The sequence below is a fragment of the Massilia sp. LjRoot122 genome, from assembly GCF_964252725.1.
In the GTDB taxonomy this organism is placed as follows: Bacteria; Pseudomonadota; Gammaproteobacteria; order Burkholderiales; family Burkholderiaceae_D; genus Telluria.
This window is the reverse complement of record NZ_CAXUPB020000001.1, coordinates 2661852-2676955: the sequence shown is the minus strand read 5'-3', so window position 1 is coordinate 2676955 and position 15104 is coordinate 2661852. Positions and strand designations below refer to the sequence as shown.

Annotated in this window: 14 protein-coding genes; 10 read left to right on the top strand and 4 right to left on the bottom strand. The window is 67.4% G+C overall.

The genetic code is table 11. The annotated features are described in order from the left end of the window. The first annotated feature begins 59 nt into the window (after positions 1-59). Positions 60-617: a cysteine hydrolase family protein gene (locus tag ACSQ25_RS11645; protein ID WP_436105848.1), complete on the top strand. Its 558-nt coding sequence runs from the start codon at positions 60-62 to the stop codon at positions 615-617. A 112-nt stretch (positions 618-729) separates the two neighbouring features. Further along, positions 730-1293 (top strand): hypothetical protein, encoded by a 564-nt coding sequence (locus tag ACSQ25_RS11640; RefSeq protein ID WP_436105847.1) that lies wholly within the window; start codon positions 730-732, stop codon positions 1291-1293. A 14-nt stretch (positions 1294-1307) separates the two neighbouring features. On the opposite strand, the gene ACSQ25_RS11635 is transcribed toward ACSQ25_RS11640, so the two are convergent. Then, positions 1308-2099 (bottom strand): LytR/AlgR family response regulator transcription factor, encoded by a 792-nt coding sequence (locus ACSQ25_RS11635; RefSeq protein WP_436105846.1) that lies wholly within the window; start codon positions 2097-2099, stop codon positions 1308-1310. Continuing rightward, positions 2096-3208, bottom strand: a complete 1113-nt coding sequence (locus ACSQ25_RS11630) for a sensor histidine kinase (protein WP_436105845.1) — start codon at positions 3206-3208, stop codon at positions 2096-2098. Before ACSQ25_RS11630 ends, ACSQ25_RS11635 begins: the two co-directional genes overlap by 4 nt. Before the next feature lie 268 nt (positions 3209-3476). On the opposite strand from ACSQ25_RS11630, the gene ACSQ25_RS11625 reads away from it, so the two are divergent. Genes ACSQ25_RS11625 through ACSQ25_RS11615 form a run of 3 tightly spaced genes read left to right on the top strand, consistent with a single transcriptional unit; the run spans position 3477 to position 6094 of the window. Next, positions 3477-4640 (top strand): exo-alpha-sialidase, encoded by a 1164-nt coding sequence (locus ACSQ25_RS11625; protein WP_436105844.1) that lies wholly within the window; start codon positions 3477-3479, stop codon positions 4638-4640. Then, on the top strand, positions 4640-5287 hold the full coding sequence (locus ACSQ25_RS11620; protein ID WP_436105843.1) for a hypothetical protein: 648 nt from the start codon (positions 4640-4642) through the stop codon (positions 5285-5287). The genes ACSQ25_RS11625 and ACSQ25_RS11620 overlap by 1 nt, the downstream gene beginning before the upstream one ends. A 3-nt stretch (positions 5288-5290) precedes the next feature. Beyond that, positions 5291-6094: a hypothetical protein gene (locus tag ACSQ25_RS11615; protein ID WP_436105842.1), complete on the top strand. Its 804-nt coding sequence runs from the start codon at positions 5291-5293 to the stop codon at positions 6092-6094. A 124-nt stretch (positions 6095-6218) separates the two neighbouring features. Here the strand turns inward: ACSQ25_RS11615 and ACSQ25_RS11610 are convergent, their stop codons facing one another. Continuing rightward, positions 6219-8708 carry a TonB-dependent receptor plug domain-containing protein gene (locus ACSQ25_RS11610; protein WP_436105841.1) on the bottom strand — a complete coding sequence of 830 codons (2490 nt, stop codon included), beginning with the start codon at positions 8706-8708 and terminating at the stop codon, positions 6219-6221. A 199-nt stretch (positions 8709-8907) separates the two neighbouring features. Here ACSQ25_RS11610 and ACSQ25_RS11605 point away from each other — a divergent pair, with 199 nt between their 5' ends. The 5 genes from ACSQ25_RS11605 (at position 8908) to zwf (ending at position 14718) form a co-directional block, all read left to right on the top strand. Beyond that, a complete protein-coding gene (locus ACSQ25_RS11605; protein WP_436105840.1) occupies positions 8908-9801 on the top strand; it encodes an alpha/beta fold hydrolase in 894 nt (297 codons plus the stop codon). A 69-nt stretch (positions 9802-9870) separates the two neighbouring features. Next, positions 9871-10674, top strand: coding sequence for an SPFH domain-containing protein (locus ACSQ25_RS11600; protein ID WP_436105839.1), 804 nt, complete (start codon positions 9871-9873; stop codon positions 10672-10674). Between the two features lie 166 nt (positions 10675-10840). Further along, entirely contained in the window at positions 10841-12244 is a 1404-nt protein-coding gene (locus ACSQ25_RS11595) for an APC family permease (protein ID WP_436105838.1), read from the top strand. Positions 12245-12262: 18 nt separating this feature from the next. Further along, a complete protein-coding gene (locus tag ACSQ25_RS11590; RefSeq protein WP_436105837.1) occupies positions 12263-12853 on the top strand; it encodes an SAM-dependent methyltransferase in 591 nt (196 codons plus the stop codon). Positions 12854-13251: 398 nt separating this feature from the next. After that, complete coding sequence (zwf, locus tag ACSQ25_RS11585; RefSeq protein ID WP_436105836.1) at positions 13252-14718, top strand: glucose-6-phosphate dehydrogenase; 1467 nt, start codon at positions 13252-13254, stop codon at positions 14716-14718. On the opposite strand, the gene ACSQ25_RS11580 is transcribed toward zwf, so the two are convergent. Then, complete coding sequence (locus ACSQ25_RS11580) at positions 14643-15104, bottom strand: DUF2784 domain-containing protein (protein ID WP_436105835.1); 462 nt, start codon at positions 15102-15104, stop codon at positions 14643-14645. The two genes, zwf and ACSQ25_RS11580, sit on opposite strands and share 76 nt — an antisense overlap.

The window sequence follows — 15104 nt, the reverse complement described above, 5'->3', positions numbered from 1 at the left end:
GTGTACCAAAGCGCATCGCCTGCGTTAGCATGGTGGTTTCGACAATCCCTGTCCAGCCCATGCGACACGAGCTCCCTGCCCTGATCCTCATCGACATGCAGCAATGCATGGCCAGCCCCTCGGCGGGGGCACGCAACAACCCTCGGGCGGAGGCCAACATCGGCGCGCTGCTGGAAGCCTGGCGCGGGCGCGGCGCCCCGGTGGTCCACGTACGCCACATGTCGCGCTCGCCCGGGTCGGGTTTCGCGCCAGGTCAGCCCGGCGCCATGTTCCAGCCGGCCTTCGCGCCGTGTCCCGGCGAGCATGTGGTCGAGAAGAACGTGCCGGACGCCTTCATCCACTCCGGACTGGAACGCTGGCTGCGGGTACGCGGCATCGAGCGCCTGGTGGTGGCCGGGGTCAGCACCAACATCTCGGTCGAGTGCAGCGTGCGCAGTGCCGGCAACCTCGGCTTCAGCGTGACCCTTGCCGCCGACGCCTGCTTCTGCTTCGCGCAGCGCGACCATGCGGGCACGCAGCGCAGCGCGGACGAGGTGCATGCGATGTCGCTGGCCAACCTCGCCGCAGAGTACGCCGTGGTCGCCAGCACCGCGGACGCCCTGTCCTTGCTGGATTGAGTCGGGCAAACCACACTCTACCCAAAGCGCATTGTGGCAAAAGCGGCAAGCTTGATAAGATGGCCGACCCGGCTTCATATTTACAGCCGATCTACCGCAAAGGATCCGCGCCATGTTTGCCCGCCCTGACCTGCAATCCCGCCTCATCCTCGCCATATCGGCCTTCGCCCTCGAGGTCTGCCACCTCGGGTGGGAATACACCCACGGCGGCGTGCCGGCCCACCACCTGCTGAACAATCCCGAGCTGCCCGCGATCTCCAACTGGTGGGGCCTGCTGGTGGTGCCGCTGCTGGTCTGGTTCCTGGTGGGGCGCATCCAGCGCCGCGCCGCGACCCTGGTGCAGACCGGCAGCCGCGAGCGCTTCCGCTCCCTCGCGCAGGCGCGTTTCGCGATCGCACTGCTGTGGGGAGCGGCGCTGGCGCTGGCCTTCACGCTGGGCCATCCCGCCGTCACCTGGATTTTCTTCGGCGCCTTCGCCGCGGCCCTGTTCGTGCACGCCTGGCGCGCCGAGTTTGTGCTCGGTTTCGCGCTCGGCTTGACCTTCACCTTCGGCGCCGTGCTGCCGGTGCTGATTGCCTCCGTGATCGCGGCCTGCTCCTTCGCGGCCCACCTGCTGGCGGGGACCGTGCTGCGGCTGGTGCGCGGCGGCCGCGCCCGCGGCGCCGGCCTGCCCTAAGCCAAAAAAATGCCTTACATCTGCCGGAACAGGTGGGCGTACACCGGGCTGACGCGCGGCTGCTCCGGACGCTCGCGCAGGGTGAGCATCACCTTGCCCATCGTGTCGCGCCCGGCGCTGGCGACGCAGGACATGTTCACCACCATGCTGCGGTTGATCTGCCTGAACTGTACCGGGTCCAGCTGCGGCAGCAATTCCTTGAGCGGCACCCGGATCAGGGATTCGTGTTCGCTGGTGGCCACGTTGACGTACTTGTCGGTGGCCTGGAAGAACACCACCTCCGACACCGGAATCATGCGCACCATGTTCCCGACTGCGGCGCGCACGAAGTCAAGGCGTTCGGGCCTCGCCGTGGCCGGCACCAGGGCCTGCAGCCGGCCGACCAGCTGGGCCAGCGGATCGCTGGCGTCCTCATCTTTTCCTTTGGCGAGCAGCCCCTGCAGGCGTTCGACGGTGCGGGCCAGGCGCGTCTCGTTCACCGGCTTGAGCACGTAGTCGGCGGCCGCCTGCTCGAAGGCCTGCACCGCGTAGTCGTCGTAGGCCGTCACGAACACCACATGCGGGAAAGGCGCGGGACCTTCCCAGCGCTCGGCCAGTTCCTCGGCAGCTTCGATACCGGTCTGGCCGGGCATCTTGATGTCCATGAACAGCACCTCGGGTTTCAGCTGCAGCGCCTGCTCGACGGCGGCCACCCCGTTCGGCGCGGTGCCGACGATGTCGAGCTCGGGCCACAGCTTGGCAAGCAGGCGGGCGAGGGTCGCCGCCAGGATCGGTTCGTCTTCTGCAATCAGGGCACGGATGCTCATGCGGTCTCCAGGGGTAAGGTCAAACGGACAAGGGTGCCATGCGGCTGTGCCGGATGCAGCATGACGGAGGCAAGCTCGCCGTACAGCACGCGCAGGCGCTCGCGGGTGGTGCTGACGCCGACCCCGCCGCCGGCGCGGCCCGCCCGGGCCCCGTCCAGGCCCAGGCCGGTGTCGGCAACCTCGATCGTGAGCAGCCCATCGTGGGCGCGCGCCGAGATCCGGACGGTGCCGCCATCGATCTTCGGCTCGAGGCCGTGCACGATGGCATTCTCGACCAGGGGCTGGAGCAGCATTGGCGGCAGGCGCACCTGCTGAAGTTCGGGCGGCAGGTCGAGGTGGTAGGCCAGGCGCTCGGCCATGCGCACGCCCATCAGGCCGAGGTAGGCTTCCATCGCGGCAAATTCTTCCCCCAGTGTCGTGCTTTCCGAGCGCGAGGCCCCGAGCGTGGCGCGCAGATACTGGATCAGGTGGTCGAGCATGGTGTTGGCGCGCTCCGGATCGAGCGAGATCAGCCCCTGCAAGTTGGCCAGGGTATTGAACAGCATGTGCGGCTCGATCTGGGCCTGCAGCAGGCGCAGCTGGGCCTGCAAGGCCTGGCGCTCGATGGTTTCGGCGCGCAGGCGCGCCGCGTGATGCTCCTGTTCGGCGCGCCGCAATCCCTCGCGGTGCACGGCCAGCAGCGTTCCTGCGCACAAGACCAGGAAAGTCAGAGCGACCATGCTCAGGCGCGGCAGCGTCGGGTAATCCGCCAGACCCGGCGGGTTGTGGTCGAGCAGCCGGCCGACGACTTGCGCACCGGTGAAGTGAGCGATCGGCGCGGCCAGGGCCGATACGCCAGTCAGCGCCAGCCACTGACGGCGTTTGCCGCTCGGCTCAGGCCAGAACAGCAGGCGCGCCGAGTCAACGATCGCAAAGCCCAGAACGGCGATGAGGCAGGAGTAGAGGAGCTGCTCGTAGAGGGTCTCCGGCCGGCCGACCACCAGGGTGATCATCACCGCCGCGACGACCCCGATGGCGAGGGCCATGCGCAGGTCGCGCAGGAGCCTCGGGAGGAAGGACGCTGCCGGGGAGGAGACGGCGGCGGCGCCGGGATGGGTCAGGCTTGTCATGCTGTCTCGTTTCGAATGTCATCAGGATGGCCAGCATTCTCTCCAGGCAATGCCATGTAGGCAAGCCGGCTGCGACGAAGCCGCTTTCCGGTGCCGTGAACCGACTTCCCGCTCGACCGGAGTGTGGCGCAGGCGCCGCCGGAACGCGCCGAGGCAGTGTCATCCGCAGGCCTTTCCTGTAGGATAGCGCCTTTGCCGCTAAGCCCGGCAGTTCATTGTCATTACCAACAGAGTCGCGGACCGGCCCAGCCCGGCTCGCAGGGAGTTTATGGAGCTTTCCCCGCCAGCGCGCACGACAGCGCGCAGCCGCACCGCCCTCGCCTGTCTCGCCGTGGTGCTGGCCATCGCCGCCGCCGAAGCGGCACGCTGGACCCGCAGCGCGCGTGCCGCCGCCGCCCCCTCCACGGTGCAGACCGTCCTGCCGGGACGTGCGACCCTGTCCGAACTGTCGCGTTCCCTCATCCCGATGCCGCAGAATACGCCCTCGGCGCACGCCAGCGCGATGGCGACCCTGCCGGGCGACCGCATGCTGAGCTTCTGGTGGGCCGGCAGCCGCGAGAGCGGCCCGGACGTCAAGGTCTATGCTGCCCGATGGCAGGATGGCAAATGGGGTGCGCCCTGGGAAGTCGCCAGCCGTGATTCCCTCGGCAAGGCACTCGGCTACGGCGTGCGCCGCATCGGCAACCCGGTCGCCTGGACCGGCCGCGACGGGCGCATCCACCTGTACGTGGTCGCCACCGGCCTGGGTGGATGGGCGGCCTCGCGCGTCGCCCACATGGTGTCCGCCGACGAAGGCAAGTCCTTCGAGATGAAGCGCGTGCTGCCGATGTCGCCGCTGTTCAATACCAGTGTGCTGGTGCGCACCAATGCGGTCGGCCTGGTCGACGGCGGCTGGTGGCTGCCGGTGTATTTCGAGATCGGCATCAAGTACCCGATGATGATGGCTTTCGATGCCGACGGCGAGCCGACCGGACTGGGACGGATCGGCGCGCGCACCACCACCCTGCAGCCGGCGATCGTGCCGGTATCGAAGCTTGAAGTTCGGGCCTGGATGCGCGACGCCAGCGACGAGCGGCGTGTCCAGCATGCGCGCAGCCACGACGGCGGCGCCAGCTGGGAAGACCTGCCGCCGCTGGAACTGAACAACGAAAATACCTCGATGGCCGCGCTGCGTTTGGCGAACGGCGACTTCCTGATGCTGCACAACCACATCCGCGCGGGCGGTTCCTCGCGCAGCCTGCTGCGACTGTCGCTGTCGAAGGACGGCCATACCTGGCGCACCGCGGCCGACGTCGCCAGCGGCGAAGCGGGCGACGAATTCTCGTACCCGACCATGCAGCAGGTCGGCAACGAGCTGCACGTCACCTATACCTACCAGCGCCGGGCGATCGCACATCACCGCTTCCGGATCAGCTTCGGGGAGAGCATCTGATGGCCCTGCCCGAGCTCCTGTCGCAATTCGTCTACGCCCGACTGGCCTGGGCGCTGGTGCTGGCCGCGCTGCTGGCCAGCGTCTGGCCCTGGCGCCTGCCGCGCCGCGCGCTGGCCGGCCTGGCCGCGGCCTGCCTTGCCCTGACGGCGCTGCCGGGATCGTTGTCGCCGGCTTGGCACCTGGGCCTGGCTTTCCAGTACCCAAGCGGCCTGTTGACGGGTCTTTGCGTCGCCGCGCTGGCAGGGCGCTGGCGCAGTGCCGGCGGCACGGCCCGCGTCCTGCCTCTGCCGCTGGCCGCGCTGCTGGCCGTGACCGGCACGCTGCTCTACCTCGACGCCTTCGGCCTGCTCGCCGGCGGTTATTATTACGCCGGCTTCGGTCCCGGTGCGGCCCTGTGCGCGGTGCTGCTGGCGGCTGGCTGTGCGCTGGCCGCCGTGCGCGGCCGGGGCAGGACCCAGGCCTGCGCCATGCTCGGCGCGCTGCTGCTGTTCTCGCTCGCGCGCCTGCCCAGCGGGAACCTGTGGGACGCCCTGCTCGACCCGCTGCTGTGGGGCTGGTCCCTCGTTTCTCTCGGCGCTGCCGCCCTGCGCGCCCTGCCGTCGGGCCGCGCGCAGGCAGTCGAATCGTTTTCACCCATCAAGGAGTAGTCTGTGGCAAACAAGAAGTGGTTTCTCCATCCCGCAATCGCCACCGGGATTGTCATCAATGTCTTCGTGCTGCTGCTCGCCGTCGCCTGGTCGGGCGAGCCGGCCAAGCTGAACCGCCTGCTGGTCGAGGACGGGATCGTCGAATGGATGCAGTTCCTCTGCTTCAGCGCGATTGCCGGCCTGCTCGCCTTCGCGTTCTCGGAACGCCTGAAGCGCAGCGACCGCGGCGTGCTGGAATTGCTCGCGCTGGGTGGACTGAGCCTCCTGTGCGCCCTCGCAGCCCTGGAAGAGATCAGCTGGTTCCAGCGCATCCTCGACGTCCAGTCCTCCGATTTCTTCCTGCAGAATAACCGCCAGGGCGAGACCAATCTCCACAACCTCGCCGTCGGCGAGGGCAGCCTGCACAAGAACGTGCTGCTGAAGCTGATCTTCATCGCCGGCATCACCCACAACCTGATCCTGCCGATCGTGGCGCGCTTCAAGCCGGCCGTAGGAAGCTGGGTCGAATCGCTGGGCCTCTACCTGCCGCCGCTGTCGGCCTCGGTGCCCTACCTGGTGCTGGTCGCCCTGTCGCACGCCCTGTTCGATCACCCGCGCAAGGGCGAGCTGGGCGAGATGTTCGGCGCCGTCCACTACATGGCGACCGTGTTCGGCGCCTATTTTGCCGGCGTGGCCTACAGCCGTCCGACCCTGTTCGAGAACGCGGCCGACATCCGCCGCCTGTCGAAGCTGTTCGCGCTGTGGATGCTGTTCCTCTTGATGACCGGCTGGCTGCTCAGCGCCGGTGCCGGCGCCGTCGTCAAATGAAATGTAGGGTGGACGGCTTCGCCGTCCGCGCGTTCAGGCACACCTGGAATAGCCGCGCAGCTATTCAATCGATGTTTGGACGCGCGGTCGGCACAGCCGACCACCCTACGTATTCCCGGTCCTTTTAGAACCCGTAGTTCATGCGGGCATAGAGGTAACGGCCGCCGCGGCCGAATGGCGCGTAGTTCGCGAACGGCGTATTACCCGTGCTGTTCAGCACCGGCGGCAGGGTCTCCGGATACTGGTCGAACACGTTGTCCGCGCCCAGCGCCAGGCTCAGCTTCGGCGTGAAGGCATAGCGGGCCTCGAGGTCGACCAGCGTCTTCGCACCCATCCAGAAGTCCAGCGCCGCCGTGGTGCCTGGCGACAGGGTCTTGCCGTAACGGGTGGCCCGGAAGGTGGCGCCCCATTGGCCCAGCTTCCAGTTCACGTTGGCGCTGATCTTGTTCTCCGGCTGCCCCTTCTCCAGCGACAGCACGTTCAGGCGGTCGAACAGCACCGGCGCCGGGCTCAGTGCCGCCAGCTGCGCCGTCACCGGCGTCTTGGTCACCTTGGTGTCGGTGAAGTTGCCGGCCAGCGTGAAGTCGAAGTTGCCGGCGCCCGCCGTCTTCAGCGGCCAGTTCACCACCACGTCCACGCCCTGGGTGCGGGTATCGACGCCGTTGATGAAGAAGCGGCCGCCGCCGACGCCGGTGATGCCCTGCGAGATGATGTAGTTGCGGACGTTCGCCTGGGTCAGGTTCTCGGACAGGATGATGCGGTCCTCGATGTCGATGCGGTAGGCGTCGACCGTGATGCTGAAGGGGTCGAAGCGCATCACCGCGCCCAGCGAGGCATTCACCGACTTCTCCGCTTCCAGCGGCTTGGCGCCGAGCGCCACCGCCACGCGGTCGGTCGGACGGAAGGTGGTGATCTCGAAGGGCACGCCGTTGATGAAGTTGGTCGAGGTGGCGGTGAAGTTCTGCTGCTGCGGCGAGGGCGCGCGGAAGCCGTTCTGGATCGCGCCGCGCAGGGCGAAGGCCTTGCTGAAGTCGTAGCGGCCCGAGAGCTTGCCGGCCAGGCTGTTGCCGAAGTCCGTATAGTGCTCGCCGCGCACCGCGACCGAGGCCAGCAACTGGGGCGTGATGTTCGCTTCCAGGTCGACGAAGGCGCCGATCGCGCTGCGGTGGGCGTCGACCTCGTTGGTCGGACGGAAGCCCGGGAAGACCTGGGCGCCCGGCGCCGCCGGGACGCCGCTCGGCAGGATCTCGGGGCCGGCGCGCCAGGAGTCCGGCTCGCCCGCGAACAGCTGGTAGCCTTCGCGGCGTGCTTCCATGCCTACCGCGAGGTTCAGCGGCGAGGACAGGTTCGCCATGTCCAGCGAGCGCACGCCGGTCACGTTGAACACCAGCTGGTCATACGAATAGCCGCCGGCATAGAACTCACGCTTGCTGCTCGCGCCGATCGAGCGGTTCAGGGTGTTCTCGATGTCGTAGGCCATGCGGTTCACGCCGTAGCCGAGCGAAGCATCCATGTCCCAGCTGCCCGCGGTCCAGGTGACGCCGCCGGTGGCCGAGAAGTCGTTGACGCTCGGCGCGATGATCGGCAGGAAACCGTCCGGGTAGATCGACAGGATGTTGCGTGCATCCTGGGCCGGACGGAAGAAGCCGCCCGAGCGCGCGAAGCGGTTCTGGCCGCTTGCCCAGCCGTACAGCTTGACGCCGCCGCCGAGGTCGTAGCCGGCATTCGCGAACAGGGTGACCTGTTCCATCTCCGGCTCGCCGTACCAGGCGTTGAAGCGGTCGATGCTCAGCTCGCGCGGATCGAAGGCGCCGCCGGCCAGGCGCGGGTACTGCTGGCGCATGTCGTAGCCGCTGCGCTCGGTGCGCTCCTGCTTCTTGTATTCGGCGGCGACGGTGAGGTAGCCGGCTTCGCCCAGGGCCAGGCCCTTCCACAGGCTGACGGTGCCGGTCTGGCCGTCGGTGCGCTTGCGCGAGCCTGGTGCGGTCCAGGTGGCGCCGGCGGGGGCGACGTCGTTCCACAGATCGTATTCGGTCTTGCGCGCGCCGTAGGTGACGCTGGCCTCGCCGCCCGTGCGGTCGGTCCGCAGGCGCAGGTTGACCACGCCCGAGATGGCGTCCGACCCGTACTGGGCGGCGGCGCCGTCGCGCAGCACCTCGACGCTTTTGACGATCGCGGTCGGGATGGTGTTCATGTCCACCGCCGCCGAGCCGCGGCCGATCGAGCCGTTGACGTTGACCAGCGAGGACGCATGGCGGCGCTTGGAATTCACCAGCACCAGGGTCTGGTCAGGCGCCATGCCGCGCAGGGTGGCGGGACGGATGGTATCGGTGCCGTCGGTGATGGCCGGACGCGGGAAGTTCAGCGAGGGCAGCGCGATCGACAGCGCCTGGTTCATCTCGGTGCTGCCGGTGTTCTTGATGGTCTCGGCCGAGATGATGTCGACCGGTGCGGCGGTGTCGAGCGCGGTGCGGTTGGCCACGCGGGTGCCGGTGACCACGACCGTGGCGGAAGCTGCCGGGTCGGTCGACACGGTGTCCTGCGCATGCGCGCCGGAGAACAGCGAGGCGATGGCCAGGGCAAGGACCGTCTTTTCCGTAACATGTTTCTGCATCTGTGAATTCCTCTTGTTGTTGTTCCGCGCCGGGGCTGGTGCGGGCGCCAATCGATACTGCTGGGCACGATAGAAGATGTCAATTCGTAAAACTTGCATTTGAGCATATTTACAACAGTCTGATCCGCGTCAGGCTGGCGTAAGGCATGCACGGCGCGGGCTGTTACACTTTTGGACTCGATCGTCCTGGACCCCACCTATGCAAGAGAAGCTCTTTCCCGGTTTCCAAGCTGTACGCGCCGCGGGCGCCGACGGCGTCACCATTGCCGGCGTGATGGGCGGCGCCGGCCCGCCGCTGCTGCTGCTGCACGGCCACCCGCAGACCCACGCGATCTGGCATAAGGTGACGCCCACCTTGCAGCGGCATTTCACCGTGGTCGCGCTCGACCTGCGCGGCTACGGCGATTCGTCCAAGCCGCCGGGCGCGCCGGACCATGCCAACTACAGCAAACGGACCATGGCCGCCGACATGCTGGCGGCCATGCACAGCCTGGGCTTCGCGCGTTTCCGCGTGATGGCGCACGACCGCGGCGCGCGCGTGGCGCACCGCCTGCTGGCCGACCACCCGCAGGCGGTCGAGCGCGCGGTGCTGCTCGACATCGCACCGACGCTGGCCATGTACGAAGGCACGACCGAGGTCTTTGCGCGCGCCTACTGGCACTGGTTCTTCCTGATCCAGCCGGCGCCGCTGCCGGAACGCCTGATCGAGGCCGATCCCGCCGCCTACCTGCGCGACGTGATGGGACGCCGCAGCGCCGGCCTGGCGCCCTTCGACCCGCGTGCGCTGGCCGAGTACGCGCGCTGCCTCGCCCTGCCCGGCACCGCCCATGGGATCTGCGAGGATTACCGCGCCTCCGCCGGGATCGACCTGGAGCACGACCGTCTGGAGCGCGATGCCGGCCGCCTGGTCGACACGCCCCTGCTGGCGCTGTGGGGCGCACAGGGCGTGGTGCAGCGCTGCTTCGATCCGCTGCGTGAATGGCGCAAGGTGGCGGCGCGGGTCGAGGGCGAGTCCCTGCCCTGCGGCCACTACATCCCGGAGGAAGCGCCGGAAGCGCTGCTGGCACGCGCGCTGCCTTTCCTGCAGGGGTGAGAAACCGAGGATTTCTGCTCTCTGAAAGCTGCTATCTTTCCCGGCTGGGAAAACCTGAAAGAGAGAACAATGAAAAAACTCGTCATCGCCATCGCCATGGCAGCCGCCGTCGGCGTCCTTGCCAGCGGCTGCACCATCGTCGATACCGGCGAAGTGGGCCTGCGCGTCAACTTCGACAAGACCATCGAGCCGGAAGAGCGCGTCGCTGGCAGCTTCAACCAGACCCTGGTGGGCAAGATCCTCACCTTCCCGGTGAAGGACGTCAGCGTCGACGTGCAGAACCTGACCCCGCTCGCCGCCGACAACTCGACGATGAAGGAATTCGACATCAGCGTGATCTACAACATCACGCCCTCGTCGGTATCCGACCTGTACATCAACAAAAGCCGTTCCTTCCACAACGTGGACGACAGCGGCGACATCTACCTGATGCACTCCTACATCTACCAGACCGCGCGCAATGCCGTGTACAAGACCGCGCGCAAGTACGAGGCGCTGAACATGAACGACAACCGCGCCCAGATCGAGCAGGAGATCCAGCAGATCATGGCCGCGACCCTGAACGAGGAAAAGCTCAACGGCATCGTGATCTCGCAGGTACGCGTCGGCAGCATGGTGCCGAGCGACGCGGTCAAGGCCAGCGCCGACAACCTGGTGCGCGCCAAGAACGAAGAGAAGACCAAGGAAGTCGAGGTGCAGATCGCCAAGAAGGAAGCGGAGCGCATCGCGGCGCTGAATGCGAATGCGGGCGCGATCAGCTACATGCAGGCCCAGGCCCAGATGAAGATCGCGGAAGGCATTGCCGAAGGCAAGGTGCAAACGGTCGTGATTCCGTATGACTTCAAGGGCATGGTGAACGTCAGCGCCAAATAAACGACGATGTGGCGCGCGTTTCAGCCGCGCGCCACCCGCCACATCCCTTCCCTATAATTCCCGCCGCAGGCCCTGCCGCTATGCGGCGCGGCCCTGTTATCGATGCGCCACGGGCCGGCGTTCTCTTCGCCGGCAAAGTTTCCTCCATCACGTTGATCGGCACCATATGGACCGTAGCGATGAGGACTTGCCCGCGTCAACCGGCGACGGCACCGAGCCGCGCCGGCTGCTCGGCCTGCGCGAGGCCATCGCCCTCATCGTCGGCGTCGTGATCGGCGCCGGCATCTTCAAATCGCCCTCCATCGTCGCCGGACTCAGCGGCAGTGCCGACTGGATGTTTGCCATGTGGATCCTGGGCGGCGTGATTTCCCTGGTCGGCGCACTGTGCTATTCGGAACTGACGACCGCCTATCCCCATCCCGGCGGCGACTACCACTTCCTGCACCGCGCCTACGGCCGCGCTACCGCCTTCCTGTTCGGCTGGGCCCGCTTTGCGGTGATCACCACCGGTTCGATCGCCCTGCTGGCCTTCGTGTTCGGCGACTACATGCAGCAGGCGGTGCCGCTCAGCATGCTGCCCGAGGGCTGGGGCGCCGCCGCCTATGCCTGCGCCGTGATCCTGGTGCTGTCGGCCGTCAACCTGCAGGGCTTGCGCGCCGGCGCCGGGACGCAGATGTGGCTGACCCTGCTCGAGATCGGCGGCCTGGTCCTGCTGGCCGTCACGGCCGCGTTCTTCGCCGACGCGGCCCCGAGCGCCGCACCGGTCCAGGCCGCGGCGCCGCTGTCCTTCGGCATGGCCATGGTGTTCGTGCTGCTCACCTACGGCGGCTGGAACGAAGCCGCCTACATCAGTGCCGAGATCCGCGGCGGCGCCGCCAGCATGGTGCGGGCGCTGACCCTGTCGATCCTCATCATCACCGTGCTCTACCTGATGGTGACCTGGGCCTGCCTGCAGACCCTGGGCATGGCCGGCATGGCGCAGTCCGAGGCGCTGGCCGCGGACGTCATGGGACGCGCCTTCGGCCCTTCGGGCGAACGGGTCATTTCCGTGCTGGTGGCCGTCGCGGCCCTGACCTCGATCAATGCGACCATGATCGTCGGCGCCCGCACCGGCTTCGCCATGGGCCGCGACTGGCGTTCGCTGGGCAGGCTGGGCCAGTGGAACGGTGCCAGCAGCACCCCCGCCGTGGCCATGTCGGTCCAGTGCATCGCCGCCCTGCTGCTGGTCGGCATCGGGACCGCGTTCGGCAGCGGCTTCAAGGCCATGGTCGAGTTCACGGCGCCGGTGTTCTGGCTGTTCTTCCTGCTCAGCGGGGTGTCGCTGTTCGTGCTGCGCCGGCGCGAACCCGAGCAGCCGCGCCCCTTCCGCGTACCCCTGTATCCCCTGCTGCCGCTGCTGTTCTGCGCCAGCTGCGCCTATATGCTCTGGTCCAGCCTGTCTTACGTGTACAGCCAGTCGCTCGGCGGGCTGAACGCGGCCTGGATCGGGGTCGCCGTCCTCGCCAGCGGATCGCTGCTGCTGCTCTTCCTCGACCGGGAAGATGGCGACGTGCACGAATCCCTCCCGTAACCCACTCAAGGAGCGACCATGAATACTGACGAACGCCGCCGTACCCTGCTGCTGTCCGCCGCCGCCGTGGCGGGCGCGAGCCTGTTGCCCGCCGGCGCGCTGCTGGCCCAGGAAGTGGAGCCATCGCGCCTGGACGTCCCCTACGTGCCGACGCCGCAGGAAGTCGTGGAGCGGATGCTGGCGATGGCCCGGGTCGGCAAGAACGACGTGCTGTACGACCTCGGCTGCGGCGACGGCCGCATCGTGGTCACCGCCGCCAAGTCGCGCGGCGCGCGCGGCACCGGCATCGACCTGAATCCGGTGCGCATCGCCGAAGCGAAGGAAAACGCCAAGGCCGCCGGCGTGGCCGACCGCGTCAACTTCAAGGTGGGCGACCTGTTCGAGGCCGACGTCTCGCCGGCCACCGTGGTGACGCTCTACCTGCTGCCTTCGGTGAACGTGAAGCTGCGGCCACGGCTGTGGCAGCAGCTGAAGGTCGGCACCCGGGTGGTCTCCCACGCCTTCGACATGGGACCGGAATGGCCGCCCGAGAAGAAGGAAGACGTCGACGGCCGCACCATCTACTACTGGACCATTACCGAGGCCAACAAGCGGGCGCTGAAGGCCTGAAGCCTCAGGGTGCTGCCGGCGCCGCTTCGCGCGGCTGTGCGGTGCAGATGGAACAGAAAGTATCAAGGATCTGCACCGAAGATTTGCATAAACCTTCATTTGTGCAAATAGTATTTGCCTGGATCGAAATTCGTGCAAATTCTAGCCACCTTCCAATCAAGCCGCCCGCTTTCGCTCAACGCATTTTGTCATTTCCTAATTGTTGCCCAGGTTGTAAGCTAGCGGTCCCGGCGCAAGCGCCGGCGATGCCCGCGGCCCATCCGCGCCCGGGCGCTCCCGTCTGGCCACAAGCAGGACGTCTCGTGCGCATCCGCTGTCATTCTGCTACCGTATCGGGGTGGCGGCAGCGACACTTTCATTCATTCGGCCATTCATTTGGCGACTATTTGGCTAGACATATGACCCCTTCGACAGACACTGACACCGGTTTGCCCCTCGACATGATCATCTTCGGCGGCATGGGCGACCTGGCGATGCGCAAGCTCCTGCCGGCGCTCTACATGGCCTACCTGCACGGCAACCTGCCGGCGCAGACCCGCATCATCTCGACCGGGCGCCAGGAGTTCGACCGCGAAGCCTATCTCGCCCACGTCGAAGCGAACTCGCGCTCCTTCATCGCAAGCAACAACTTCAACGACAAGACCTGGGACGGCTTCCTGCAGCTGCTCGAGTACGTCAGGCTCGACGTCCAGGCCGCCGCCGACTTCGGCGCCCTGGCCCGCGCCGCCCATCCGGGCGCCCAGCGCGTGTTCTACCTGTCCACCGCGCCGGCCCTGTTCACCACCATCTGCGACAAGCTGGCCCAGGCCGGCCTGGTCGACGGCAAGGCCCGGGTCGTGCTGGAAAAGCCGCTCGGCAACGACCTCGAATCGGCCATCGAGATCAACGAAGCGGTCGGCAAGCACTTCGCCGAATCGCAGATCTACCGCATCGACCATTACCTCGGCAAGGAAACCGTGCAGAACCTGATGGTGCTGCGCTTCGGTAACTCGATCCTGGAACCGCTGTGGCGCGCCCCGAACATCTCGAGCGTGCAGATCACGGTGGCAGAGGAAGTCGGGGTCGGCAGCCGCGCCGGCTTCTACGACAGCACCGGCGCCATGCGCGACATGGTGCAGAACCACCTGCTGCAGCTGCTGTGCATCGTCGCCATGGAGCCGCCGACTTCGCTGTCGCCGGACGCGGTGCGCGACGAGAAGCTGAAAGTGATCCGCTCGCTGCGCCGCTTCGGCCTGGCCGACATCGCGCGCGACACCGTGCGCGGCCAGTACGTCCATGGCGTCAGCGGCAACCAGGAAGTCAACGGCTACCTCGAAGAGAAAAACGTCCCGCCCGAGAGCAAGACCGAGACCTTCGTCGCCCTGCGCGCCCACATCGACACCTGGCGCTGGTCGAAGGTCCCGTTCTACCTGCGCACCGGCAAGCGCATGGCGCGCCGTTCCTCGAAGATCGTGGTCGAGTTCGCCAACCCGCCCTTCCCGCTCTTCCCCGAGACGCCGGGCGGGGTCGCCAACCGCCTCGTGATCGAACTGCAGCCGGAAGAAGCGATCAAGCTGCAGATCATGGCCAAGCAGCCGGGCAGCGGCATGCAGATGCAGCAGGTCGCCCTGAACCTCGACCTGCAGTCGGCCTTCCAGCAGCGCCGCGCCGAAGCCTACGAGCGCCTGCTGATCGACGTCGTGCGCGGCCGCCTGACCCACTTCATGCGCCGCGACGAACTCGAGGCCGCCTGGGAATGGGCCGACCCGATCATCGAAGGCTGGAGCACGCTGGGCGAGAAGCCGCATCCCTACGCGGCCGGCTCCTGGGGACCGGCGGAAGCCTTCGCACTGCTGGCGCGCGACGGCTTCGCCTGGGTCGAGTGAGCCATAGGCTGGCCGGCCGTGCCGGCCACCCTCCGGCGGCGGACAATCCAGACATACAAGCCGGCATTGATGAGCAGCACCCCGGCCGCCAGCGCGATCTGCAGGCTGCGCGTCATCGCACCCGGATACACCAGCGGCAGCAGGTAGTGGTCGATGAAGCCGCCGCTGTAACCCGCGTCGCCCGCAAGCAGGCGCATGCGGTTCTCCACATGGGTGAGCGGGCAGATCGCCCCCAGCACTTCGATCGCGAAGCCCCAGGCCGCAGCGGCCAGGTGCAGGGGCAGCAGGCGGGGACGGCGCGCCACCAGCAGCGCGCCGAACACGACGAACAGGATGAAGCCGAGGTGCAGCAGCAGCACGGCGTCCGCAAGGAAACGATAGATCAT

Bases quoted from the DNA above. Each gene is read 5' to 3' on its own strand.
- ACSQ25_RS11645 (WP_436105848.1), top strand. From the start codon at position 60: ATGCGACACGAGCTCCCTGCCCTGATCCTCATCGACATGCAGCAATGC.
- ACSQ25_RS11640 (WP_436105847.1), top strand. From the start codon at position 730: ATGTTTGCCCGCCCTGACCTGCAATCCCGCCTCATCCTCGCCATATCG.
- ACSQ25_RS11635 (WP_436105846.1), bottom strand. From the start codon at position 2,099: ATGAGCATCCGTGCCCTGATTGCAGAAGACGAACCGATCCTGGCGGCG.
- ACSQ25_RS11630 (WP_436105845.1), bottom strand. From the start codon at position 3,208: ATGACAAGCCTGACCCATCCCGGCGCCGCCGCCGTCTCCTCCCCGGCA.
- ACSQ25_RS11625 (WP_436105844.1), top strand. From the start codon at position 3,477: ATGGAGCTTTCCCCGCCAGCGCGCACGACAGCGCGCAGCCGCACCGCC.
- ACSQ25_RS11620 (WP_436105843.1), top strand. From the start codon at position 4,640: ATGGCCCTGCCCGAGCTCCTGTCGCAATTCGTCTACGCCCGACTGGCC.
- ACSQ25_RS11610 (WP_436105841.1), bottom strand. From the start codon at position 8,708: ATGCAGAAACATGTTACGGAAAAGACGGTCCTTGCCCTGGCCATCGCC.
- ACSQ25_RS11605 (WP_436105840.1), top strand. From the start codon at position 8,908: ATGCAAGAGAAGCTCTTTCCCGGTTTCCAAGCTGTACGCGCCGCGGGC.
- ACSQ25_RS11600 (WP_436105839.1), top strand. From the start codon at position 9,871: ATGAAAAAACTCGTCATCGCCATCGCCATGGCAGCCGCCGTCGGCGTC.
- ACSQ25_RS11595 (WP_436105838.1), top strand. From the start codon at position 10,841: ATGGACCGTAGCGATGAGGACTTGCCCGCGTCAACCGGCGACGGCACC.
- ACSQ25_RS11590 (WP_436105837.1), top strand. From the start codon at position 12,263: ATGAATACTGACGAACGCCGCCGTACCCTGCTGCTGTCCGCCGCCGCC.
- zwf (WP_436105836.1), top strand. From the start codon at position 13,252: ATGACCCCTTCGACAGACACTGACACCGGTTTGCCCCTCGACATGATC.
- ACSQ25_RS11580 (WP_436105835.1), bottom strand. From the start codon at position 15,104: ATGATCTATCGTTTCCTTGCGGACGCCGTGCTGCTGCTGCACCTCGGC.